Origin of the sequence: Promicromonospora citrea (assembly GCF_013004695.1) — a bacterium.
Classification (GTDB): domain Bacteria; phylum Actinomycetota; class Actinomycetes; order Actinomycetales; family Cellulomonadaceae; genus Promicromonospora; species Promicromonospora citrea.
Window position 1 is genome coordinate 1 of record NZ_JABEMG010000061.1, and the last position, 21,281, is coordinate 21,281.

At 74.8% G+C, this 21,281-nt stretch carries 24 protein-coding genes; 12 read left to right on the plus strand and 12 right to left on the minus strand.

What is annotated here, in order from left to right:
- Together HLB15_RS12895 and HLB15_RS12900 are read right to left on the minus strand one after the other, a co-directional pair.
- Positions 1 to 537: FAD-dependent oxidoreductase (locus tag HLB15_RS12895; protein WP_171106174.1), on the minus strand; the 537-nt coding region annotated here is incomplete at its 3' end.
- A gap of 7 nt (positions 538 to 544) precedes the next feature.
- A complete protein-coding gene (locus tag HLB15_RS12900) occupies positions 545 to 1,225 on the minus strand; it encodes a GntR family transcriptional regulator (RefSeq protein WP_171106175.1) in 681 nt (226 codons plus the stop codon).
- Between the two features lie 140 nt (positions 1,226 to 1,365).
- Between HLB15_RS12900 and HLB15_RS12905 the strand changes: the two genes are divergently transcribed.
- The gene (locus tag HLB15_RS12905) at positions 1,366 to 2,937 is read left to right on the plus strand and encodes an HNH endonuclease signature motif containing protein (protein WP_171106176.1); all 1,572 of its coding nucleotides are present in this window, start codon (positions 1,366 to 1,368) and stop codon (positions 2,935 to 2,937) included.
- On the plus strand, positions 2,934 to 4,052 hold the full coding sequence (locus HLB15_RS12910; RefSeq protein WP_171106177.1) for an epoxide hydrolase family protein: 1,119 nt from the start codon (positions 2,934 to 2,936) through the stop codon (positions 4,050 to 4,052). The genes HLB15_RS12905 and HLB15_RS12910 overlap by 4 nt, the downstream gene beginning before the upstream one ends.
- 13 nt (positions 4,053 to 4,065) lie before the next feature.
- Here HLB15_RS12910 and HLB15_RS12915 read toward each other — a convergent pair whose 3' ends face one another.
- A complete protein-coding gene (locus HLB15_RS12915; protein WP_229785731.1) occupies positions 4,066 to 4,506 on the minus strand; it encodes a nitroreductase/quinone reductase family protein in 441 nt (146 codons plus the stop codon).
- Between the two features lie 85 nt (positions 4,507 to 4,591).
- Between HLB15_RS12915 and HLB15_RS12920 the strand changes: the two genes are divergently transcribed.
- Complete coding sequence (locus HLB15_RS12920) at positions 4,592 to 5,209, plus strand: TetR/AcrR family transcriptional regulator (RefSeq protein ID WP_171106178.1); 618 nt, start codon at positions 4,592 to 4,594, stop codon at positions 5,207 to 5,209.
- Between the two features lie 6 nt (positions 5,210 to 5,215).
- On the opposite strand, the gene HLB15_RS12925 is transcribed toward HLB15_RS12920, so the two are convergent.
- From HLB15_RS12925 to HLB15_RS12955, 7 genes are all read right to left on the minus strand, one after another.
- Positions 5,216 to 6,136 (minus strand): cation diffusion facilitator family transporter, encoded by a 921-nt coding sequence (locus HLB15_RS12925; RefSeq protein ID WP_171106179.1) that lies wholly within the window; start codon positions 6,134 to 6,136, stop codon positions 5,216 to 5,218.
- 7 nt (positions 6,137 to 6,143) lie between these two features.
- Complete coding sequence (locus HLB15_RS12930) at positions 6,144 to 6,542, minus strand: ArsR/SmtB family transcription factor (RefSeq protein WP_171106180.1); 399 nt, start codon at positions 6,540 to 6,542, stop codon at positions 6,144 to 6,146.
- A gap of 23 nt (positions 6,543 to 6,565) precedes the next feature.
- A complete protein-coding gene (locus tag HLB15_RS24240; RefSeq protein ID WP_171106181.1) occupies positions 6,566 to 7,186 on the minus strand; it encodes a TetR-like C-terminal domain-containing protein in 621 nt (206 codons plus the stop codon).
- Between the two features lie 51 nt (positions 7,187 to 7,237).
- The gene (locus tag HLB15_RS12940; protein WP_171106182.1) at positions 7,238 to 8,119 is read right to left on the minus strand and encodes an SDR family NAD(P)-dependent oxidoreductase; all 882 of its coding nucleotides are present in this window, start codon (positions 8,117 to 8,119) and stop codon (positions 7,238 to 7,240) included.
- A 61-nt stretch (positions 8,120 to 8,180) separates the two neighbouring features.
- Complete coding sequence (locus HLB15_RS12945; RefSeq protein ID WP_171106183.1) at positions 8,181 to 8,924, minus strand: SDR family oxidoreductase; 744 nt, start codon at positions 8,922 to 8,924, stop codon at positions 8,181 to 8,183.
- Positions 8,925 to 9,003: 79 nt separating this feature from the next.
- Positions 9,004 to 9,957 (minus strand): class A beta-lactamase, encoded by a 954-nt coding sequence (gene bla, locus HLB15_RS12950; RefSeq protein ID WP_171106184.1) that lies wholly within the window; start codon positions 9,955 to 9,957, stop codon positions 9,004 to 9,006.
- A gap of 96 nt (positions 9,958 to 10,053) precedes the next feature.
- Positions 10,054 to 11,442, minus strand: coding sequence for a cation:dicarboxylate symporter family transporter (locus HLB15_RS12955; RefSeq protein WP_171106185.1), 1,389 nt, complete (start codon positions 11,440 to 11,442; stop codon positions 10,054 to 10,056).
- A gap of 124 nt (positions 11,443 to 11,566) precedes the next feature.
- Between HLB15_RS12955 and HLB15_RS12960 the strand changes: the two genes are divergently transcribed.
- Together HLB15_RS12960 and HLB15_RS12965 are read left to right on the plus strand one after the other, a co-directional pair.
- Complete coding sequence (locus HLB15_RS12960; RefSeq protein ID WP_171106186.1) at positions 11,567 to 13,273, plus strand: sensor histidine kinase; 1,707 nt, start codon at positions 11,567 to 11,569, stop codon at positions 13,271 to 13,273.
- Positions 13,270 to 13,962 (plus strand): response regulator, encoded by a 693-nt coding sequence (locus HLB15_RS12965; RefSeq protein ID WP_171106187.1) that lies wholly within the window; start codon positions 13,270 to 13,272, stop codon positions 13,960 to 13,962. The genes HLB15_RS12960 and HLB15_RS12965 overlap by 4 nt, the downstream gene beginning before the upstream one ends.
- A 33-nt stretch (positions 13,963 to 13,995) precedes the next feature.
- Here the strand turns inward: HLB15_RS12965 and HLB15_RS12970 are convergent, their stop codons facing one another.
- Entirely contained in the window at positions 13,996 to 14,553 is a 558-nt protein-coding gene (locus HLB15_RS12970) for a hypothetical protein (RefSeq protein ID WP_171106188.1), read from the minus strand.
- A gap of 110 nt (positions 14,554 to 14,663) precedes the next feature.
- Complete coding sequence (locus HLB15_RS12975) at positions 14,664 to 15,647, minus strand: helix-turn-helix transcriptional regulator (protein WP_171106189.1); 984 nt, start codon at positions 15,645 to 15,647, stop codon at positions 14,664 to 14,666.
- A gap of 93 nt (positions 15,648 to 15,740) precedes the next feature.
- Between HLB15_RS12975 and HLB15_RS12980 the strand changes: the two genes are divergently transcribed.
- From HLB15_RS12980 to HLB15_RS13010, 7 genes are all read left to right on the plus strand, one after another.
- Positions 15,741 to 16,784, plus strand: coding sequence for an ATP-binding cassette domain-containing protein (locus HLB15_RS12980; RefSeq protein ID WP_171106190.1), 1,044 nt, complete (start codon positions 15,741 to 15,743; stop codon positions 16,782 to 16,784).
- Positions 16,781 to 17,578, plus strand: a complete 798-nt coding sequence (locus HLB15_RS12985) for an ABC transporter permease (RefSeq protein ID WP_171106191.1) — start codon at positions 16,781 to 16,783, stop codon at positions 17,576 to 17,578. Before HLB15_RS12980 ends, HLB15_RS12985 begins: the two co-directional genes overlap by 4 nt.
- Before the next feature lie 142 nt (positions 17,579 to 17,720).
- Positions 17,721 to 18,146 (plus strand): NUDIX hydrolase, encoded by a 426-nt coding sequence (locus HLB15_RS12990; protein WP_171106204.1) that lies wholly within the window; start codon positions 17,721 to 17,723, stop codon positions 18,144 to 18,146.
- Between the two features lie 162 nt (positions 18,147 to 18,308).
- Positions 18,309 to 19,247 (plus strand): M23 family metallopeptidase, encoded by a 939-nt coding sequence (locus HLB15_RS12995; RefSeq protein WP_171106192.1) that lies wholly within the window; start codon positions 18,309 to 18,311, stop codon positions 19,245 to 19,247.
- 114 nt (positions 19,248 to 19,361) lie between these two features.
- Positions 19,362 to 19,814 (plus strand): nitroreductase/quinone reductase family protein, encoded by a 453-nt coding sequence (locus HLB15_RS13000; RefSeq protein ID WP_171106193.1) that lies wholly within the window; start codon positions 19,362 to 19,364, stop codon positions 19,812 to 19,814.
- Positions 19,815 to 19,841: 27 nt separating this feature from the next.
- Positions 19,842 to 20,525: a DUF1684 domain-containing protein gene (locus HLB15_RS13005; RefSeq protein WP_171106194.1), complete on the plus strand. Its 684-nt coding sequence runs from the start codon at positions 19,842 to 19,844 to the stop codon at positions 20,523 to 20,525.
- Between the two features lie 2 nt (positions 20,526 to 20,527).
- Positions 20,528 to 21,265, plus strand: a complete 738-nt coding sequence (locus tag HLB15_RS13010; protein ID WP_171106195.1) for a VIT1/CCC1 transporter family protein — start codon at positions 20,528 to 20,530, stop codon at positions 21,263 to 21,265.
- Positions 21,266 to 21,281 lie beyond the last annotated feature (16 nt).

The following is a 21,281-nucleotide window of genomic DNA, read 5'->3' on the forward strand; positions in this document are numbered from 1 at the left end:
GGTCACCTCGACGCCCGTCCGGACGACGGCACCGTGCCCGCGCGCCGACGCGAGGAGCGCCTCGGTCGCGACGACCGGCTGCACCTGCGCGTCCTGCGGGTAGTGGACGCCGCCGAGCACCGCGGGTGCGAGGTCGGGCTCGAGCGCACGCGCCTCGTCACCGCCCACCTCGTGCGCCTCGACGCCGGCGGCGCGCTGGTCCGCGGCGAACGCGCGCAGGCCGGCGAGCGCCCCGTGCCCCGCGACGACGACGAGGCCGCCCTTGGGTTCGTGCTCGACCGACGGGAAGCGGGGGCCGAGCTCGTCGGCCAGCTCGGCGGCGAGCGCCGCCCACCGGCGGACCGACACGAGGGCCAGGTCGAGCTCGGGCCCGGGGCCCTTGTCGGAGACGAGCACGTTGCCCTCGCCGTGCGCGCTGGTGGCGGACGCCGCGGCGCCGCGGTCGAGCACGGTCACGGACGCGCCGGCCACGGCGAGCGCCCGCGCGCACGCGGCGCCCACGATCCCTGCGCCCACGACCACGACGTCCGTCCCCATGCGCCCCTCAGTCCTCCGGCTTGCCGGCCCACGTGCCGAGCGAGTGCCCGATGTGCCGTTCCATGAGGGCCCTGGCGCCGGGGCCGTCGCCGGCGGCGAGCAGGTCGAGCAGCTCGTGGTGCTCCTGCGCGGAGTCCGCGAGGGTGCCGTTCGCGACCATCGTGGACAGGCCGAGCAGCCGGGCGCGGTCGCGGAGGTCGGCGACGATCTCGCCGGCGACGGGGTTGCCGAGCAGGCCCATGAGCCGCAGGTGGAAGGCCTGGTCGGCCTGGAGGTAGCCGACGAGATCGCCACGGCGGGCGCCCTCGACGATCTCGTCGGCGAGGGCGCGCAGCTCGCCGAGCTGCGCGACGGGGAAGGTCCGGGCGAGGCGCTCCATCCAGACGGGCTCGATGACCAGCCGCACCGCCGCGACGTGCCGGAGGGTCTGGTCGCTCACACGTGTCACGCGGAAGCCCTTGTTGCGCACGGCCTCCAGGAACCCGCGGCGCTCGAGGTCGAGCACGGCCTCCCGCACGGGGGTCGCGGAGACGTCGAAACGGGCGGCCAGCGTGGGCACCGACACCAGCTCGCCGGGCTCCAGCTCGCCGGCGACGATCGCGGCCACGAGCGCGCGGTGCACCTGCTCGCGCAGGCTGCCGACGGGGGCGAGGCGGCCGACAGCGGGGGTCGGTGTCGCTGGGCTCATCGGGACCTTTCGGAGGGTCGGTCGCGGTCAGTAGAATATTACTCACATCCCTGCTCCGGCTGGATGTCGGAGGGTCCGTCTAGCATCGAACACAGGTACCTGGTCTTGGTGCATGCTAATGACGGAAAGGACGGTGGACAGTGCGAGAACCCGAGCACGACCTCCCGCGCACGCTCCCGCAGGACCCCCTGCCTCCGGGCGACGAGCCCTTCTGGGTGCCCGACGCCGTCCCGGTGGCGCTCTGGTCCGAGGCCGACCTGCGGGCCGCGCTGGGCGGAACGCCGGGCTCTGCGCTGGCACGGGTCGTCGCCGAGCTGGCCGACCCCGACGCCGAGGCGCTGGCCGACCTGGCCGACGACGTGCTGGGCGACCTCGCGACGGCGTGCGACCGCCTGCAGTCGTGGGCGGCGGGGGTGCAGGCCCGGGTCGTGGCGGAGCGCGCGGCGCGCGAGAGCCACCCGCTCGCGCACAGCTCGCTGGTGGGGATGGTCACCAGCGAGCTCGCCGTCACCGGAGCGGAGGCGACGGACGTCGTGGTCCGCGCCGAGGCGGGTGCGGTGCACCCGGCGGTGGTCCGTGCGCTCGAGCGCGGCCGCATCGACGTGCGCAAGGCGCACACGCTGCTGCGCTCGGCGTCCCAGCTCACGCCGGCGGAGCGCGCACGGGCGATCGCACGCTACCTGCCCCAGGCGCCGCACCGGACGTGGCGCTGGCTGCGGGACAAGATGCTCGCGTTCGCGAAGTCGCTGCACGGTGCGGCCGAGTCGGCGCGCGACGCCGCCCGGCACCGCAACGTCCAGGTCGACCGCGCCGACAACGACATGGGCTGGATCTCCGCCTACCTGCCTGCGGTGGACGCCGCGGCGGTGTGGGGCGTCGTCGACGAGATGGCCCACCAGCTCCGGCGCGTGCCCGGCGAGGAGCGTGACCTGGGCCAGCTCCGTGCCGACTCCCTGACGGGAATCGTCACGGGCAGGCTGGTGCCGGCGGGGCGGTTCACGGACACGACGGACGCCACGGACCGCACGAGCAGCACCGACAGCGCCACCACCTGCCCCTGCGGCGGCCCCGCACCCGTCGTCCGCGTCACCCCGACCCGGCCCGTGGTGCGCGTGACCGTCCCCGCGACGGCCCTGCTCGGGCTGGACGACGCCCCGGCCGAGCTCGACGGTCTCGGCCCGGTCCCGGCCGACACGGCCGCGCAGGTCGCCGCGGACGCCACCTGGCGACGGCTGGTCACCGACCCGGTCACCGGGGTCCTCGTCGACCACTCGACCACGACCTACCGGCCCGGCCGGGTGCTGCGTCAGGCGGTCACCGCGCGCGACCGGACCTGCACCTTCCCGTCCTGCGAGCAGCCCGCCGAGCGATCGGACCTCGACCACATCGCACCCTTCGACCACGACCTCGACCCGACCACGCTGCCACCCGGCTCACCAGGGCAGACACGGGCCGAGAACCTCCACGCACTGTGCCGCAGGCACCATCAGCTCAAGACCACCGCAGGCTGGGACGTGGAGCGCGACCCCGTCACCGGCGTCACGACCTGGACCCTGCCGACCGGACGCACCCGCGTGCGTCCGCCCACCGTGCTCGACCCGCACGTCGACCTCGGAGCCGTCGACCCGCTCACGAGCCATCGCCTGACCCTGGGGATCCTGGCGGAACCGTCGCGTCGGCTGTCGGTGACCCCGGCTACGGTCGGGCCATGACCGAGCCGCGCCCGTTCACCGTCCACGTCCCCGACGACGTCCTGACCGACCTGCGCGAGCGCCTGGCACGCAGCCGGGTCCCGGACGACTCGCCGCGGCGGCCGCCGTCGGGCATGACGGCCGGTTACCTGCGCGAGCTGGTGGACACCTGGATCGGCTGGGACTGGCGGTCCCGGGAGGAGTGGTTGAACGAGCACCCGCAGTACGTCGCGCGCGTGGACGGCACCGACCTGCACTACGTGCACCTGCGCTCCGACCGGCCCGACGCGCCCGCGCTGCTCGTGATGCACGGGTGGCCGCACACGTTCGCGCTGCAGCTCGACTTCGCCGACCTGCTGCCCGACATGCACATCGTGGTGCCGAGCCTGCCGGGCTTCGGGTTCTCCGCGCCCTACCCGGACGGCCCGATGACGGAGAAGCGGCTGGCCTCGACGATGCACGCGCTCATGACCGACGTCCTGGGCCACGACAGGTACCTCACCTACGGCGAGGACGTGACGGCGAACGTCAGCGACCTCGTCGCCGCGCGCCACCCCGAGCACGTCGCGGGCATCGTCGCCACGCACGCGCACTTCCCGACGGTCGAGGAGCGGGCGCACCTCACCGACCCCGAGGTCAGGGCGTTCTTCGACGGCATCGCCGCAACCCACCGGACCGACGGCGCCTACGGCCACGTCCAGGCGACACGTCCCGACACCCTCGCGGCCGCGCTCGACGACTCCCCCGCCGGCCTCCTGGCCTGGCTGACGGAGAAGCTCGTCGAGTGGAGCGACACGCCGCCCGGCGACCCGCGCGCGGTGGAGCGCCGGATCTCGCGGGACCGCATCCTGACCGAGGCGACGATCTACTGGGTGACGCGGACGATCGCGTCCTCGTTCCGGCCGTACTACGAAGGGGCCGACCAGCCGGACCCGATCCCGCCGACGTCGGTGCCCGCCGCCGTCCTGGTGCGGCGGCACGAGGCCGGTTACCCCGAGCAGCTCGCGCGCCGCCACTACCTGGACCTGCGGACGTTCGACCGCCTCGACGAGGGCGGGCACTTCACCGTCGGCGAGGTGCCGCAGGAGATGGCGGCGCGCGTGCGGACGTTCGCCCGGTCGCTGGACCTGACGTGACGCCCGCGACCGCTCAGGCCACCGGCTCCAGCCGGATCACCGGGAACTTCCGGTCGGTGTGGGTCTCGTACTCCTTGGCGTCGGGCCAGTACTCCGCCCAGATGCCGTAGAGGCGCTCCCACTCCGCCGACGGCGCACGCACCACGGTGGCCCGCGCCTGGAGGGTCTGGTCGCCGACCTCGATGGTCACCACCTCGGGCCCTTCCTCGACGTTGGCGACCCAGACCGGGTCCTTGGGCGCGCCGCCCATCGAGCCGACCACGAGATAGGCGTCGCCGTCCGTGGCCGCGACGAGCGGCGTGACCCGCTCGGTGCCGCTCACCCGGCCGACGTGGTGCAGCAGCACCAGGCGCTTGCCGGTGAAGTGGCCGCCCGCGACGTCGTCACCGAGCACGCCGCCGTTCGTGCGGTACGCGTCGATGACCATCGTGTTCATGTCGTTCTGGTCTGACATCCGGTCCTCCTGAGACGTCGTCGGCCGTCCGGCCGAGCTAACCGGACTTTACCCCGCTTACGGCTCCGGCGGTAGCATCGGCCGCGTGAGCAGCAACGAGGTGGCATGGGGTCGCCCCAAGCCTGAGCGCGCCGACGCCGCTCGCAACCGCAGGCTCCTGCTCGACACGGCCCGCACGCTGCTCGACGAGGGCGGCACCGGATGCCTGACGATGGATCTGCTCGCCGAGCGCTCGGGGCTCGGCAAGGGGACGGTGTTCCGCCGGTTCGGCAGCCGGGCGGGCATCTTCCAGGCACTCCTGGACGACAGCGAGCGCGAGCTCCAGCAGCAGGTCCTCAGCGGCCCGCCGCCGCTGGGTCCGGGCGCGCCGCCGGCCGAGCGCCTCGTCGCGTACGGCACGGCGCGCATCCGCTTCCTCGCGCGCCACCAGGCCGTGGCCCGCGCGACGCTCGACGGCCGCCACGTGCCGGCCGGGCGACGGCCGCTGTCGGAGATCCACCTGCGCGTGCTGCTGCGCGAGCTCGACCCGCCGGGCGCCGACGTCGACGTGCTCGCGGGGCAGCTCGCCTACGCCCTGGACGGGCCGCTCATGCTCCAGGTGCTCGGCGCGCCGGGGCCGGAGCGCAGACCGCCCGCCGACGCCGACATCGCACGCTTCGAGGCCGGCTGGCGCTACCTCGTGGAGCGCGTCTGCGGGGGCTGACCGCCGTCAGGCGTGCGTGAGCCCCTCGTGGCGCGCGTGCTCGGCGGGCTCGAGCTGGAAGGTCGAGTGCTCCAGCGGCACGTCGAACTGCGTCGCGACGCACCGCTGCAGCGCGTCCAGCACCGGCGGGGCGTGGCCGTCGCGGAAGCACGCGTCCCGCACCACGACGTGTGCGCTGATCACGGGCAGACCCGTGGCGACGAGCGACGCGTGCAGGTCGTGCACCGACTCGACGTTCTCCACCTCGAGCAGCCGCGCGCGCACCTGCTCCAGGTCGACGCCCGGCGGGGTGGACTCCAGCAGCACGTTCGCCGAGTCGACCAGCAGGCGCAGGGCCCGCGGCAGGATCAGGACGGCGATGACGAGGCCGGCGACGGCGTCGGCCCGCTGCCAGCCGGTGACGGCGATGACGACGGCGGCCGCGATCACCGCGACCGACCCGAGCGCGTCGTTGACGACCTCCAGGAACGCGGCGCGCAGGTTGAACGACGCGTTCCGCCCGCCCGCGAGCACGACCAGCGCGACGACGTTGCCCGCCAGGCCCACCACACCGAACACGAGCAGCCCCGGCCCCGGCGCCTCGGCGGGCCCCACCAGACGGCTCACGCCCTCGACGACGGCGTACACGCCGACGGCGAGCAGCACGGCCGCCTGGGCGAGCGCCGCGAGGATCTCGGCACGCCGGAACCCCCACGTGCGGCGCGGCGACGGCGGACGCAGGGCGAGCGTCGCGGCCAGCAGGGCGATACCGAGGCCCGCGACGTCGGTGAGCATGTGGCCCGTGTCGACGAGCAGCGCGAGGCTCCCGGTGAGCAGGGCGCCGACGGCCTGGGCCACGAAGACGGCGGCGGTGATCCCGAACGCGACGGCGAGCCGGCCGCGGTTGCGGCCGTCGTGCCCGTGGTGGTGACCGTGCTGATCAGCCATGTTCTCGCTACCTCCCGCTCCCCGCGTGCCCAGCATCCGCCACGACGTCGCGCTCCGCACGGGCTGCCGCGCCGTCGACGCCGTACACCGGGCACAGCGCCACCGCGTCGCCCGTCAGCGCCAGCAGGCGCTCGGCCGAGCCCAGCACCTCGAGCGTCGCCTCCGGGTGCGTCAGCGAGTACACCGAGGCACGCCCCTGCGGACGCGACTCGACCAGACCGCAGTCGCGCAGGCAGGCCAGGTGCTTCGACACCGTCGACTGGGCGAGCCCGAGGTGGCGCGTCAGGTCGACGACGCGGTGCTCGCCCAGGGCGAGGTGACGCAGTATCGCCAGCCGCGACGGGTCGGAGAACCCGTGGAAGAGGCACGCCGCCACGACATCGCCGTCCACCTGTGTCATCGCCATAGGGCGATGTTATCGCACGCGTGTCATCGCACGGCGACGCCGTCCAGCAGGTTCGCGACCAAGGCCTCGACGAACGCGTCCGTGACGGGCTCGTCCGGGATGAGCAGCCGGTGGTAGACGGCGCCCCACAGCTGGTCGACGACCACCTGCACGTCGACGTCCTCCCGAAGCTGCCCCCGCTCCTGCGCCGCCCGGAGGCGCTCGGCGGCGAACCGCCGTCGCTCCGACGAGTACAGCGCGCGGTAGGCGGCCGCGAGCTCCTTGTCGGTCTGCGACTCCCCGATGAGCTCGGTGAGGATCCGGCCGCCCGGCGTCGTCGTCATGACGCGCACGAAGGCGCGGAGCTGGTCGAGCAGGTCGGCCCGCACGTCCCCCGTGTCGGGGAAGGCGAGCCGGTCCTGCACGGCGTGGAAGTACCCGTCGAGGGCCAGCGCACCCCTGGAGGGCCACCACTTGTACAGGGTCGTCTTGCTGACGCCGGACAGGCGCGACACCCGCTCGAACGTCAGGTCGGCGATGCCCTCGGTGAGCAGCACCTCGCCGACGGCGCGGAGCACGTCGGCACGCACCTCGTCGGCAGGGCGCCGGCCCCGCCCCCGGGGGCGGGCGGGCCGGGCGCCGGCGACGGTCGCCTCGTTCTCCACGTGCACTCCTTCGGCTGTCCGGCGGTCAGTCTAGGTCGGCGCCCAGGCCTGTCACGCGCCCAGCAGGTCGCCCAGGCCCACGCGGGCCAGGAACTCGGCGCGCGTGCGGTCGGCGAGGTCGGAGACGGCCTCGGACCCGTCGCCGGCCGGGTCGACGTGCACCCGGTACGGCCGCGTGCCCGCGGGCAGCGCCACGATGCGGGCGATCTCGTCCGAGACGAGCGACGCGTCGGCGTCGGGCGCGAGGGCGGCCAGCTTCTCGGCCACCTGCCCCATCAGCCCGGCGTACCGGGTCTCGTACTCGGCCTCCACCGCGGCGTCGGCCGGGTGGCCCGCGTGCGCGAAATGGTTGGTGCCCCGCGTGAACGAGCCGGGCACCACGATCGACGTCTCGACGCCCCAGCGTGCCAGCTCGCCCGCGTAGGAGACGGCGAGGGAGTCCATGCCGGCCTTCGCCGCGAAGTACGGCGCGAGGTACGGCGGCGTACCGCCCTTGACGCTCGAGCTCGACACCCACACCACCAGCCCGGCGCCCCGACGGCGCATGCCCGGCAGCACCGCACGGTTGACGCGCTGGGTGGACAGCACGTTGACGTCGTACAGCTGCGCGAGCTGCTCGGGCGTGAACGCCTCGGCCGGGCCGACCACCATGGGGCCCGCGTTGTGGACCAGCACGTCGATGCGTCCGTGCTCGGCCTCGACGGCGGCGACCGCCCGGTCGACGGACTCCTGGGAGCTCACGTCGAGCTCCACGGAGCGCAGGTCCACGCCGTGCTCGGCGGCGTACGCCGCCGCGGCCTCCACCTGCGGGGCGTTGCGGCCACCCGTCTCGCGCATGCCCGCGTAGACGATGTCGCCGGCGTCGGCCAGCGCACGGGCGGTCAGGGCGCCGAACCCGGACGACGCCCCCGTGACGACGATGACGTTGCTCATGATCTTCTCCTCTGTTCCCACGTCTCTGTTCCCCCGCTCGAGCCCGGACCCGGCCGGGCGCTCAGGCGATGCCGCCGTTGACGTACAGGACCTGCCCGTTGACCCAGCGCGCCGGGCCGGCCAGGAAGGCGACGGTCTCCGCGACGTCGTCGGGCGTGCCCAGGCGCTCCAGCGGGGCGAGCCGGGCGAGGGTCTCGACGGTCTGCTCGTCCTTGCCGTCGAGGAACAGGGGCGTGGCCGTCGGCCCGGGGGCGACGGCGTTGACCGTGACGTCCTTGCCGCGCAGCTCGCGGGCCAGCACGAGGGTCAGCGCCTCGACGGCCGCCTTGGAGGCCGCGTACGGCGCGTAGCCGGGGTGCTGCAGGCGGGTCTGGCTCGTGGAGAACCCGATGATCGCGCCACCGCGGCGCACACGGCGCGCCGCGAGCTGGGCGACGACGAACGACCCGCGGACGTTGGTGCGGTGCATCCGGTCCAGGGCCTCGAGGTCGAAGCTCTCGACCGGGCCGAGGATCATGATCCCCGCGGTGTTGACGACGACGTCGACGCCGCCGAACGCCGCCTCGGTGGCGTCGAAGGCCGCGGCCATCTCCGTCTCGTCGGCCACGTCCCCGCCGACGACGACCGCCTGGCCGCCCGACGCCGTCACGCGCTCGGCGACCTCCTCGGCCCGGGCCCTGTTGCCCGCGTAGTGGACGGCGACGGCGAAGCCGTCGGCGGCCAGCCGCTCGACGACGCTCCGGCCGATGCCGCCGGACCCGCCCGTCACGAGGGCGACGCGGGGTGAGTCTGCCTGGGTGCTCATGGTGTGCTCCTCACAATTAAGTGGACTGTGCGTCCATATAAGCACACATGTGCACGCCGCGTGCATATCTCCGCGGAGATCAGTGTCCGAGCGCCTCGAACGTCACGGCCGTCGCCTCGGCGAGCAGCGCGTCGTCCGGCGTCGTGGACCCGTCCTCGGCCTGCACGAGGACGGCGAGCACCACGGGGTCGCCCGTCCCGGGACCCGCGCCGGGCGGCCACGCGATCCCGACGTCGTTGCGCGTGCCCACGGTGGACGTGCCCGTCTTGCTGCCGACCACCCAGCCGTCCGGCGCCCCCGCGCGGATCGTCCCGTCGCCGGTCGTGCTGCCCCGCAGCGCCTCGACCAGCACGGCACGAGCGTCGTCGTCGAGCCGGTCCCCCAGGGCGTAGGCACGCAGGCTCCCGGCGAGCGCCCGCGGCGTGCTCGTGTCGCGGTCGTCGCCGGGGACGTGGTCGTTGAGCGCCGGTTCGGTGCGCGCGGGCGCGGTGGTGTCGTCGCCCGCGGCGCGCAGCGCGTCGCGCAGGCCGGCGGGGCCGCCGAGCGCGTCGAGCAGGAGGTTGCCCGCGGTGTTGTCGCTCTCCCGCACCGCCGCGTCGATCACCTCGCGCATCGTCAGCCCGTCGGCCACGTGCTGCTCGGTGACGGGCGACCAGTCGACGAGGTCGTCGGCGGACCAGGTGACGACGTCGTCGAGGACGGCGGTGCCGTGCCGCTCCAGGACGGCGCCGGCCGCGAGCGCCTTGAACGTCGAGGCGTACGCGAAGCGCTCGTCGGCGCGGTGGGCGGCGACGCGGCCGGTGCCGGTGTCGAGCGCGTAGAGGCCGACGGCGACGTCGTGCTCGGCCTCCAGGCGGGCGAGCGCGGCGGAGACGTCGGCGGGTGCGGGCGAGGCGGACGGCGCGGACGGCGCGGACGGAGCACCGGACGGCGATCCGGACGGCGGCGCGGGCTCCTGTGCGGTGCCGCACGCCCCCAGCCCCGCGCACAGGGCCAGGGCGAGGGCGGCGGTCAGGGTACGGGCGCGGCGCATCGCGAGCTCCTTCGCTGCAGGGGACGCGGAGGGGAACATGACGGCGGTCCGCACGCCCCCAGAGCGCCCGGACCGCCGTCGGTCTGGTTCGCGGTCTCAGACCGCGGCCGACTGGGCCACCCTCTCCCGAGATCCGGTCTCGCGCTCGTCGGGCGCGCCGGAGTCCTCGGAGCCGCCGTGGGCGTCGTCCACGGCCGTCTCGTCGAAGGGCAGCTCGCCGGACAGCACCTGGGTGACGCGGCCGCGGTCGATCTCGCGGGTCCACGTGCCGATGACGACGGTCGCCACGGCGTTGCCGGTGAAGTTGGTCAGGGCGCGCGCCTCGGACATGAAGCGGTCGATGCCGACGATGATGCCGACGCCGTCGACCAGGTCCGGGCGGTAGGTCTGCAGGCCACCGGCCAGCGTCGCCAGACCGGCCCCGGTGACGCCCGCCGCGCCCTTGGAGGCGATGATCATGAAGGCGAGCATGCCGACCTGCTCGGGGACCGACAGCGGCGTGCCCATGGCCGAGGCGATGAACAGCGACGCCATGGTGAGGTAGATGGCGGTGCCGTCGAGGTTGAACGAGTACCCGGTGGGCACGGTGATGCCGACGACCGGCTTGGAGACGCCGAGGTGCTCCATCTTGGAGATCAGGCGCGGCAGCGCGGCCTCGGACGAGGAGGTGCTCACGATGAGCAGGTACTCGCGGGCCAGGTACTTCATGAGCGAGAAGATGTTCACCCGCGCGACGAACCACAGCACGGCGCCGAGCACGACGGCGATGAACACGATGCAGGTCAGGTAGAAGCCGAGCATGAGCGTGCCGAGCGCGACGACGGCGCCCCAGCCGGTCTCGCCGACGACGCCCGCGATGGCGCCGAAGGCCCCGACGGGGGCGACCCACAGGATCATGGTGAGCACGCGGAAGACGATCGCCTGGATCACGCGCACGGCGTCCAGCGCCGGCTTGCCGCGCGCGCCGAGCTGCTGGATCGCGAAGCCGACCAGGAGCGCGACGAACAGGGTCTGCAGCACGGAGTCGCCGGTCAGCGGCGAGACGAGCGTCGTGGGGATGATGCCGAGCGCGAAGTCGACGAGGGACTCGGCCTCGCCGTCCGCCTCGTAGGTGGCGCCGGCGATCGAGAGGCCCTGGCCCGGGTGCAGCACGTTGCCGACGACGAGCCCGATGACGAGCGCGAAGGTCGACATCGCGAGGAAGTAGAGCAGCGCGAGCCCGCCGACGCGTCCGACGGTCGCCGCCTTGGCGATGGACCCGATGCCGAGCACGATGGTGCAGAAGATGACGGGCGAGATCATCATCTTGATGAGGGCGACGAACCCGGTGCCGAGCGGCTTGAGGGCCACGCCGGTCTCGGGCGACGCGAGGCCGACGACGACGCCGGCCACGACGGCGACGATCACCGCGATGTACAGGTAGTGGCTCTTGTCGAGCCGACGGCGCTGGGTGCTCCCGGCGCCGGCTGGCTGGGTGCCGGCCATGGTGGTTTCCTCTCACGACGCTGTGCGGTCAGCGACAAGAGTGCGGGCAGCGGCGGCCCGGGGGCCTGTTGCGTACTTAGTGTTCTCGGTCGGGCGTCCGCCGCCGCCGGGTGACAATGGGCCCGTGGCACAGCGGCGAGGTGCGAGCATCGCGAGGTGGTTCCTCGCGGTGCACACGGCGCTGCTCTTCGCCGGGGCGGTGGTCGTGTTCGGGCTGCTCGTGCTGGACGCGCGCTCCTCGGCCGAGCGGCACGCGGCCACCGAGAGCACCGACCTGGCCGCGACCGTGGCGGCCGACCCGCTCGTCGTCGACGTCGTCGCCCGGGCGCACGCCGACGCCGCACGCGACCGGGACGGGTCGGTGGCCACCGCCTCCGGGCAGCTCCAGCCGTACGCCGAGCGGGTCATGGCCACCACGGAGATCGACTACCTCACGGTCATGGACACCGACCGCACCCGGTACACCCACCGCAACACGTGGCAGATCGGCCGCTCGTTCGTCGGCACGACGGCGCCCGCGCTGCGCGGCGAGGCGTTCACCGAGGTGTACGAGGGCACGCTGGGGCCGTCGGTGCGCGCCGTCGTGCCCGTCGTCGTCGGCGACGGCGAGGTGGTCGGTCTGGTGTCCGCCGGCGTCACCCTCGACCGGCTGTGGGACGGCATCGCGGGCCGCCTCGTCGTCGTCGGCGTGGCCACGCTCCTGGCGTTCGCCGCGGGCGCCGTGGCGGCGACGCTGCTCGCCCGGCGGCTCGACCGGCTCACGGACTCGCGCGGGCCGGACGAGCTCGCGCACCTGTTCGCCGCGCACGAGGCGGTGCTGCACTCGGTCCAGGAGGGCATGCTGCTCGTCGAGGACGGTGTCGTCGTGCTGGCCAACGACGAGGCCCTGCGGCTGCTCGGGGCGTGCGGTGCGACGGGCGCGGACCGCTCGGGCGGCATCACCGCGCCGTTCGCCGTCGACGACCCGCGCCTGGACCCCGCCGCCCGCGACGTGCTGGCGGGCACCGCACCCGACGGGCCCGTGCGCGTCGGCGACCGCGTCCTGCTGGTCGCGCGCGAGCCGGCGGTGACGCGCGGCCGGACCGTGGGCGAGGTCGTCGCGCTGCGTGACCGCACCGAGCTGCAGCGGGTCACGGGCGAGCTGTCGTCGGTGCGCACCATCTCCGCGGCGCTGCGCGCCCAGACCCACGACTTCGGCAACCGCCTGCACACCGTCGCCACGCTCATCGAGCTCGGCCGCAGCGACGAGGCCCTGCGGTTCGTGGCCGCCGAGCGGGACCTCGGCCAGCGGCTCACCGACCGGGTCGTGCAGGCGATCGACGAGCCCGTCATCGCGGCGCTCGTGCTCGGCAAGGCGGCGCAGGCCCACGAGCGGGCCGTCGAGATGCACTTCGAGACGCACCTGACGCCCGGCACGCAGGGCCTGGAACCGGTCGACGTCGTGACCGTCCTGGGCAACCTGCTCGACAACGCGATCGACGCGGCGGCCGCACGGGCGCTGGACGACCCGGGCGCCGACGCCTGGGTCGAGCTCTACCTCGCCGACACCGACGACGGGTCTCTCGTCTTCCAGGTCTCCGACAGCGGCGCGGGCATCGCCGCGCAGGACCTCGGCCGCGTCTTCGAGCAGGGCTTCAGCACCAAGGACGCGTCCGGCGGACGGGGCTACGGGCTCGCGCTGGTGCGGCAGGTGGTCGAGAGCCTCGGCGGTTCCGTCGAGGTCACGGGCGGGGCCGGCACGAGCGCGGGCGCCGTCTTCACCGTCACGCTCCCCCGGCCCGACGCCGCGAGCGCCACCGCGGTCCCCTCGCTGCACCGGAGCCGCCCGTGATCCGCGTCCTGGTCGTCGAGGACGATCCCCGCACCGCGGCGGCGCACGGCGAGTACGTGCGCCGCGTCGACGGGTTCGAGCTGGCCGGGGTGGTGCACACCGCGGGCGAGACGGTGCGCGCCCTGCGCGACGCGACCGCCGTCGAGCAGGAGGTGCACCTGCTGCTGCTCGACATGAACCTGCCCGACCGGCACGGCCTGGTGCTGTGCCGCCAGCTGCGCGCGGCCGGTCTCGTCGTGGACGTCATCGCGGTGACGGCGGCCCGCGAGCTGGAGGTGGTGCGCGAGGCGGTCGCGGTGGGCGTGGTGCAGTACCTCATCAAGCCGTTCGCGTTCGGGCTGTTCGCCGAGAAGCTCGGCGCCTACCGGGCGTACTTCGAGCGGATGCGCTCGCCTGTCTCGACGCTCAGCCAGCGCGAGGTCGACACGGCGTTCGCCGCGCTGCGCACGTCGAACGCGGCGGGGCTGCCCAAGGGGCTGTCGCAGGACACGCTCGACGCCGTGTCGGACCTGCTCGCGCGGCGGCCGGGCGCGCTGTCGGCGAGCGAGGTCGCCGACGCGCTGCACCTGGCCCGCATCACGGCGCGGCGCTACCTGGAGTTCCTGGCCGACCAGGGGGTCGCCACGCGCGCGCCGCGGTACGGCACGCGCGGGCGGCCCGAGCTGGAGTACGCGCGGCGTCGTGCGTGACGCGCGGCGTCGTGGCCGGGGGTGGCGGGCGCCTCAGCCCTCGACCGCGCCCGCCAGCCGGTCGAGGTAGGCCTGCTCGGCGTCCGAGATGCGCACCCGCTTGCTGAACAGCCCGCCCGTGCGCGAGCGTGCCGCTCCGGCGACCTGCCGTGCGATGCGCAGCAGCCACTCGCAGTAGGCGACCACGTCCTTGTCGTCCGCGCGGCCCCGCAGCAGCGCGACGGCGGACGCGGTGAGCGTGACGGCCTCGTCCGCCGCCCGCTCGGGGTCGGGGCGCCCCTCGGTCGCGGCCTTGCGCGTGGCCTCGGCCGCCTGCGCCACGCCGACCGCCGACGCCGGGTTCTCGCGCGCGGCGGCCTCGGCCTCTCGCTGCGCCGTCAGGCGGTCACGCAGCCCCTCGGCGACGGCGCGGACGAAGTCGTTCTCGTGCTCCTGGGCCTCCCGGAACACCTGGGCGCCCGCCGCGGTCTCGAGCACGAACTGCAGCGCCCCCGGCGTCCCGTCGGCGAGGGTCGCACCCTTGAGGACGGCGCCGGGGGCGTCGAGGATCTGGTCGAGCTCGTCGTCACGGAAGTCGGACAGGTTCGTCATGCGCAGGCTCTCTCGCTGAGGGGAACGGGTCCGCCCAACCTACTGACCCGTGCCCGATGCGCGCACCTTTGTCCGTTCCACCCGCGGGCGCCGTGACGGGAGTCGGGTCGTCAGGCCGTGGCCGCCGCGTAGCGCGCCGCCAGGCGGCGGGTCGCCTCGACCAGCTCGGGCGGTCCCACCACCTCGAAGGGCACGTCGAAGACCCCGAGCCAGCCGGCCAGCCCGCCCCACGACCACGACCCGAGCACCACGCGGCACCGTGGCTCGCCGTCGACGTCGGGCAGCGGCTCGCACACGGCGTCCGGGCCCGCCCAGCGCGCGATGTCCTCGGCCCGTGCGTGCAGCACGACCTCCCCGCGCACGGGGTGCGTCGGGCCGCTCAGCCGCGCCGCGACGAACGCCGCGGCGTCGCCGCCCGGCACCTCCCTGCGCGTGAACCGCGGCCCCGTGCCCGACCGGGGCGTGATCCGGTCGACGCGGAACAGGCGCCAGTCGGCCCGGTCGAGGTCGAACGCCACGAGGTACCAGCGCCGGTCGGCCGTGACGAGGTGGTACGGCTCGACGCGCCGCGGCGGCCGGAACGCGGCCTCGCCCTCGCCGACGGCGGGCATCGTGCCGCCCGCGTAGTCGAACCGCACGACCTCGCGCGCCCGGCACGCGGCGCCGAGGGTGAGCAGCGCGTCCGGGTCCACGGCCGCCGACCGCTCGGGCCGGCGGCGCACCGTGGTCACCTCGAGCGCGTCCAGGCGCGCCCGCAGCCGGGCCGGCATGACCTGCCGGATCGTCGCGAGCGCCCGCAGCGCGCCCTCCTCCGCGCCGGGGATGGCGCCCGTCCGGAGCGCGACGGCGACCGCGACGGCCTGCTCGTCGTCGAACAGCAGCGGCGGCAGGTCGGCACCGGCGGCGAGGCGGTAGCCGCCGTCGGGCCCCTTGGTCGCGTTGACGGGGTAGCCGAGCTCGCGCAGCCGGTCGACGTCGCGCCGGACCGTGCGGGGGCTGACGCCGAGGCGGTCGGCGAGCAGCGCGCCCGGCCAGTCGCGGCGGGCCTGCAGCAGCGACAGGAGGGTCAGGAGGCGTCCGGAGGTCTCGAGCACGGATCCAGGATCGCACGCGGTAGAGGTCAGCAACTGACCTCTACTACCGGAAGGCTCGTCCTCGACAGCACAGACCGTACGAAGGAGACCCCCGTGATCCGCACGAACGCGCTCACCAAGGACTTCGTGGTGAGCCGCACGCGCACCGTGCACGCCGTGCGCGGCATCTCGCTCGACATCCAGCCGGGCGAGCTCGTCGCCGTCCTCGGCCCCAACGGCGCAGGCAAGACCACCACGCTGCGCATGCTGACCACGCTCGTGCCGCCGACGTCCGGCACCGCGACCGTGGCCGGGTACGACGTCGTCGCCGACCCCGCCCGCGTCCGCGCCGCCATCGGGTACGTGGGCCAGGGCGGTGCGGGCGGCGCGTCCCAGGTGGTGCGCGACGAGCTCGTCGCCCAGGGCGAGATCTACGGCCTGGACCGCCGCGCGGCGCGCACCCGTGCCGGGGAGCTGCTCGAGGCGCTCGACCTGACCGAGCAGGCCGACCGCAAGGTCGACAGCCTGTCCGGCGGGCAGAAGCGGCGCCTCGACGTCGCCGTCGGCCTCGTGCACGAGCCGACGCTGCTGTTCCTGGACGAGCCGTCGACGGGCCTCGACCCGCACAACCGCGCCAACCTCTGGGAGCACGTGCTCCGCATGCGGACGGCGGCGGCCGAGCCGCGCACCATCGTGCTCACCACGCACTACCTCGACGAGGCGGACACGTTCGCCGAGCGGGTCGTCGTCGTCGACCACGGGCAGGTGATCGCGGACGACACGGCCGACGCGCTCAAGGCGGACCTGGCCGGGGACCTCGTCTCCCTGCGCACGCCCGCCGCCGACGTGACTGCGCTGGCGGCGCTCGCCGAGCGTGCCCCCGGGACACGCGCGGTGCACGCCGGCCCGCCCGGCCCCGACGGCGGCCGCGCCGTGGAGGTGCGCACCGCGGACGGCCCCGGCGCGGCCCCGGGTCTGCTGCGCGCCGCCGACGCGGCGGGCCTGACCGTGACCCGCGTCGACGTCGCCCGGCCCACGCTCGACGACGTGTTCCTCGGCCTCACCGGGCGCAGCCTGCGGGAGACCGCGGTGCAGGACGCCGACTCCCCCGCCGCCTCCCCGACCGACCCCACCACCACGAAGGAGGTCCTGGCATGAGCGCCGCGACCCTGACCACCGCTCCCCGCACCCGGCGCAACCTGCTGCGCGACATCCGCATCGTCCTGGTGCGCGAGCTCGCCCCCGTGGCGCGCGACCCGTTCTCCGTGCTGTTCGGGCTGGTCCAGCCGCTGGTCTTCCTCGGGCTGTTCGGGCCGTTGCTGGCCGGGTCGGCGGGCGAGGCGCTCGGCGGCGACGTCTGGCTCTGGTTCGTGCCCGCCGTGCTCGCGATGACCACTCTCTTCGGCACCTCGGTCACCGGCTCGAACCTGCAGCTCGACATCTCCTCGGGCGTGCACGAGCGGATGCTCGTCACGCCGCTGTCCCGCTCCGCGCAGCTCGTCGGCCGCGCGCTGAAGGAGATGGTGCCGATCGTCGCGCAGTCCGTCGTGGTGCTGCTCGTCATGCTGCCGTTCGGCCTGCGGCCGGACCCGCTCGGCGCGGCACTCACGCTCGCGCAGCTCGCCGTGCTCGGCGTCGGCGTCGGCTCGCTGTCGTACGCGCTGGCCCTGGCCGTGCGCAAGCAGGAATGGATGTTCTGGATGGTGCAGCAGACCGTGCTGTTCCCCGTGATGCTGCTGTCCGGGATGCTGCTCCCGCTGGAGAACGGGCCGGCGTGGATGCGGGCGGCCTCGGCGGTCAACCCGCTGCGCTACGTCGTCGACTCCGGCCGGGCCGCGTTCGCGGGCGACGTCGCCTCGGCGGCGGTCGGCTGGGGCTGGCTGGCGGCCCTGGCGACGGCGGCCGTCGGCCTCGCGGTCGGCGTCCGCTCGATGCTCCGCTCGGCCGACTGACCCCCCGCCGGGTGCAGGACCTCCGCCCTCTCCGGCGTGCCAGGAGGGGCGGACGTCCCGCAGCCGGCGGGGTGGGCCGCCGCTACGATGGGCGGCCCGGTCGAGAAGGGGGTAGCGCGTGTTCACCAGCGCCGACGGGTCCATGGACCTGCGCGTGTCCGCCTACGCCGTCGTCACCGACGACGCCGGGCGCGTGCTGCTGCCCCACTGGTCCGACGGCGGACGCGGCGGCTGGACCCTGCCCGGCGGTGGCCTCGACCCCGGCGAGCACCCCGCCGACGCCGCCGTCCGCGAGGTGCACGAGGAGACCGGGCTGCACGTCGAGCTCGGGGCGCTGCTCGGCGTGGACAGCATCGTCGTCGCCGCGGCCGAACGTCCGCCCGGCGCGGTGCGTCCCGCCCAGGCGCTGCGCATCGTCTACCGCGCCCGCGTCACCGGCGGTGCCCTGCGCCCCGAGCAGGACGGTTCCACCGACGGCGTCGCCTGGCACACGCCCGCCGAGGTCGCGGCGCTCGACCGGGTCGCGCTCGTCGACACCGGCCTGCGGTGGGCGGGGCTGCTCGGCTGACCCGCGCTACGGCCGCACCGCGGGCGGGAAACCCGTCCAGCGCCGCGGGCGCCCGCTGTCCAGGGGCAGGTCTCCCCATGTGCGCGAGCCGGGGCACCGTGCCAGCCTTCCCGCGTCAGACCACGTGTCAGACCACGTGTCAGACCGAGGATGGAGGGCACCATGTCAGGCATCTCCCCGATCCGCACCACTCCGATCCGACCACGGCCGGCAGGCCGTTGGGTACTCGCGGCGCTCGCCGCGCTCACCCTGGCCGCAACCCCGGCGGCGACGGCGGCGGCCGCGGCCGCCGCACCCGACGACCCGGTGACGCTCGCGATCGCCCACCGGTCGCCGTTCAGCTGCGGCAAGACGTTCTACGCGAACAACTGGTCCGGCGGGCACAACCCGTCGGGCTCGATCGACTGGCAGAGCTACAACGGCGACGCCATCAACGGCGAGAACGTGCGCGCCACCGCGGCGGGCACGGCCACGTTCGACGACGAGGGCGCCACCAGCTACGGCAAGTGGGTGCAGATCGTGCACAGCGACGGCACCCGCACCCGCTACGCGCACCTCGCCACCATGGTGCGGGCGCCCGGCCAGACCATGTCGGTCAGCCGGGGCACGGTCATCGGCACCGTCGGCTCCACCGGCGGCTCCTCGGCCCCGCACCTGCACTACGAGCAGCGCACCGCCTCGGGTGTCGTGGACACCTCGCCGACCGTCGACGGCGTGACCGTCTTTCTCGGCCAGAAGAAGGCGGTCACCAGCACCAACGGCTGCGGCGGCTCGTCGAACCCCTACACACCGGCGGAGGTCTGCGGGAGCGGCTTCTCCGTCATCGACTCCGCCGCGCTCGGCACGGTCGGCCGCACCTACCTGCTGTACAACGCGGGCAACGGCAACAACTGCGTCGTCACCCTGAAGCTCACGAACCTCGGCACGCCCACCGCGGTGTCGGCGTTCCTCGAGCCCCAGGGCGCGTCGCGCACCACCGACTCCGGGAACTTCTCCTACTACGCGGGGCCGGTCAAGCGGTCGGCGCCCGGCACGTGCGTCAAGTGGGGCGGGTCGGTGGGAAGCACCTCGTACACCAGCCCGTTCGAGCACTGCGGCTGACCACCACGCCGAGGTAGTCACGGGGCGAAGTAGTCACCCGGCCGCGGCCCGGGGCTGCCTCACCCCGTCCGGTGCCGGGTGCCCGCGGGCACCCGGCACCCCTACGATCACGCCATGACGTTCTCCCACCCCACCGGCACCTACGGCGCCGCACCGCCCGGGCCGGGGTTCCGGCGGGTCAACCGCGTGCTGACCTGGGTCGCGCGGCGGCTGCGGCGCTCGCTGCTGGGCACCCGGGTGCTGGTGCTCACCACGGTCGGGCGGCGTACCGGTCAGCCGCGCGTGACGCCGCTCGCGTGGTTCCCCGGGCAGGACGGCGCATGGCTCGTGGTCGCCTCCAACTGGGGTGCCGCGACCAACCCCGCCTGGTACCTCAACCTGGCCGCGCACCCGGACCGCGCGAGCATCGAGGTGGGCGGCCGCAGGGTCGCGGTCCGGGCGCGCGAGCTGCACGACGCCGAGCGCGCGGCCGCCTGGACGGACATCACGGCACGCGCGGCGAACTTCCGGCGGTACGAGCAGGGCACCGACCGTCAGATACCCGTCATCGAGCTCACACCCCGCTGACGGACGGGCGTGGGTAGTGTCGAGGGCATGACGCAGGCCACCTCCACCCCGGTCACCACCGCCCTCCAGACCGCGGACTGGCGACGCCGCGTGTTCGCGATCTACGCCGAGGTGCGCGAGCGCGCCGCGCAGGACCCGGCCGCGGCCCACGCCTACTGGGTCGCCGCGCGCGACGAGCTGTTCGGCACCCACCCGGCGTCGCCCGTCCTGCCCGAGGACCGGGCCGGCTTCACCGGCCTCGCCGTCGCCCCGTACGACCCGGCATGGCGCTTCACCGCCCCCGTCGTCCCGGCGGAGCCCGGCCCCGACGGCGCCCCGCGCCGCCTCGACGTCCCGACGGCGACCGACGGCGTCGTGCCGTTCGAGCTGCTCGGCACCGTCGCGCTCGGCGGGCTGGGCACCCTCGACGTCTGGCGGCTCGCCTCGTACGGCGGGGGGCTGTTCGTACCGGTCAAGGACGCGCTCGCGGGCACGCCCGGCGGCACCTACGGCGGCGGCCGCTACCTGCTGGACACCATCAAGGGCTCCTGGCTCGGGAACGTCGGCAGCGGTGACGACGGCGTCGGTGACCTGGTGCTCGACCTCAACTTCGCGTACAACCCGTCGTGCGCGTACGACCCGGCGTGGACGTGCCCGCTGGCCCAGGACGGCAACACGCTGGACCAGGAGGTCCCCGTCGGTGAGCACACCCCCGTGACGTCGGCGTACTGACCATGACGACGGAACCCCCGGGCGCGCCCTCGGCGACCCACGCCGACGAGCCACACACCGGCGGCCTCGCCGAGCGGCTGAACTGGTTGCGCGCCGGCGTGCTCGGCGCGAACGACGGCATCGTGTCCGTCGCCGCCGTGGCGGTCGGCGTCGCCGCGGCGACCTCCAGCACCGGGCCGATCCTCACGGCGGGCCTCGCCGCGCTCGTCGGTGGGGCCGTCTCGATGGCGCTCGGCGAGTACGTGTCGGTCTCGAGCCAGTCGGACACACAGCGAGCCCTCATCGCCAAGGAGCGCGCCGAGCTCGCCGAGATGCCCGAGGAGGAGCTCGCCGAGCTCGCCGCGCTGTACGAGGCCAAGGGCCTGTCCCCCGCGACCGCGCACCAGGTCGCCGTCGAGCTCACCGAGCACGACGCGCTGTCCGCGCACCTCGAGGCCGAGCTCGGCATCGACGAGGACGAGGTCGTCAGCCCCTGGAACGCGGCCCTCGCCTCCGCCGTCGCGTTCACGCTGGGCGCGGTGCTGCCGCTGGCCGCGGTCGTGCTCATCCCCGAGCCGTGGCGCGTGGGGCTCACGTTCGCCGTCGTGCTCGCGGCGCTCGCGGGCACCGGCTGGGTCGGCGCCTGGATCGGCGGCGCCCCGCGGCTGCGCGCGACCGCGCGCGTCGTCGTGGGCGGGGCCCTCGCGCTCGGCGCCACCTTCGCCGTGGGCTCGTTGCTCGGCACGACGGCGATGGGGTGAGTACCGTTAGCGCCCG

What these genes read in the sequence shown, in the direction of transcription:
- HLB15_RS12900 (WP_171106175.1), bottom strand. Translation starts at nt 1,225, where the DNA reads ATGAGCCCAGCGACACCGACCCCCGCTGTCGGCCGCCTCGCCCCCGTC.
- HLB15_RS12910 (WP_171106177.1), top strand. Translation starts at nt 2,934, where the DNA reads ATGACCGAGCCGCGCCCGTTCACCGTCCACGTCCCCGACGACGTCCTG.
- HLB15_RS12915 (WP_229785731.1), bottom strand. Translation starts at nt 4,506, where the DNA reads ATGTCAGACCAGAACGACATGAACACGATGGTCATCGACGCGTACCGC.
- HLB15_RS12925 (WP_171106179.1), bottom strand. Translation starts at nt 6,136, where the DNA reads ATGGCTGATCAGCACGGTCACCACCACGGGCACGACGGCCGCAACCGC.
- HLB15_RS12930 (WP_171106180.1), bottom strand. Translation starts at nt 6,542, where the DNA reads ATGGCGATGACACAGGTGGACGGCGATGTCGTGGCGGCGTGCCTCTTC.
- HLB15_RS12940 (WP_171106182.1), bottom strand. Translation starts at nt 8,119, where the DNA reads ATGAGCAACGTCATCGTCGTCACGGGGGCGTCGTCCGGGTTCGGCGCC.
- HLB15_RS12945 (WP_171106183.1), bottom strand. Translation starts at nt 8,924, where the DNA reads ATGAGCACCCAGGCAGACTCACCCCGCGTCGCCCTCGTGACGGGCGGG.
- bla (WP_171106184.1), bottom strand. Translation starts at nt 9,957, where the DNA reads ATGCGCCGCGCCCGTACCCTGACCGCCGCCCTCGCCCTGGCCCTGTGC.
- HLB15_RS12955 (WP_171106185.1), bottom strand. Translation starts at nt 11,442, where the DNA reads ATGGCCGGCACCCAGCCAGCCGGCGCCGGGAGCACCCAGCGCCGTCGG.
- HLB15_RS12970 (WP_171106188.1), bottom strand. Translation starts at nt 14,553, where the DNA reads ATGACGAACCTGTCCGACTTCCGTGACGACGAGCTCGACCAGATCCTC.
- HLB15_RS12985 (WP_171106191.1), top strand. Translation starts at nt 16,781, where the DNA reads ATGAGCGCCGCGACCCTGACCACCGCTCCCCGCACCCGGCGCAACCTG.
- HLB15_RS12990 (WP_171106204.1), top strand. Translation starts at nt 17,721, where the DNA reads ATGGACCTGCGCGTGTCCGCCTACGCCGTCGTCACCGACGACGCCGGG.
- HLB15_RS12995 (WP_171106192.1), top strand. Translation starts at nt 18,309, where the DNA reads ATGTCAGGCATCTCCCCGATCCGCACCACTCCGATCCGACCACGGCCG.
- HLB15_RS13000 (WP_171106193.1), top strand. Translation starts at nt 19,362, where the DNA reads ATGACGTTCTCCCACCCCACCGGCACCTACGGCGCCGCACCGCCCGGG.
- HLB15_RS13005 (WP_171106194.1), top strand. Translation starts at nt 19,842, where the DNA reads ATGACGCAGGCCACCTCCACCCCGGTCACCACCGCCCTCCAGACCGCG.
- HLB15_RS13010 (WP_171106195.1), top strand. Translation starts at nt 20,528, where the DNA reads ATGACGACGGAACCCCCGGGCGCGCCCTCGGCGACCCACGCCGACGAG.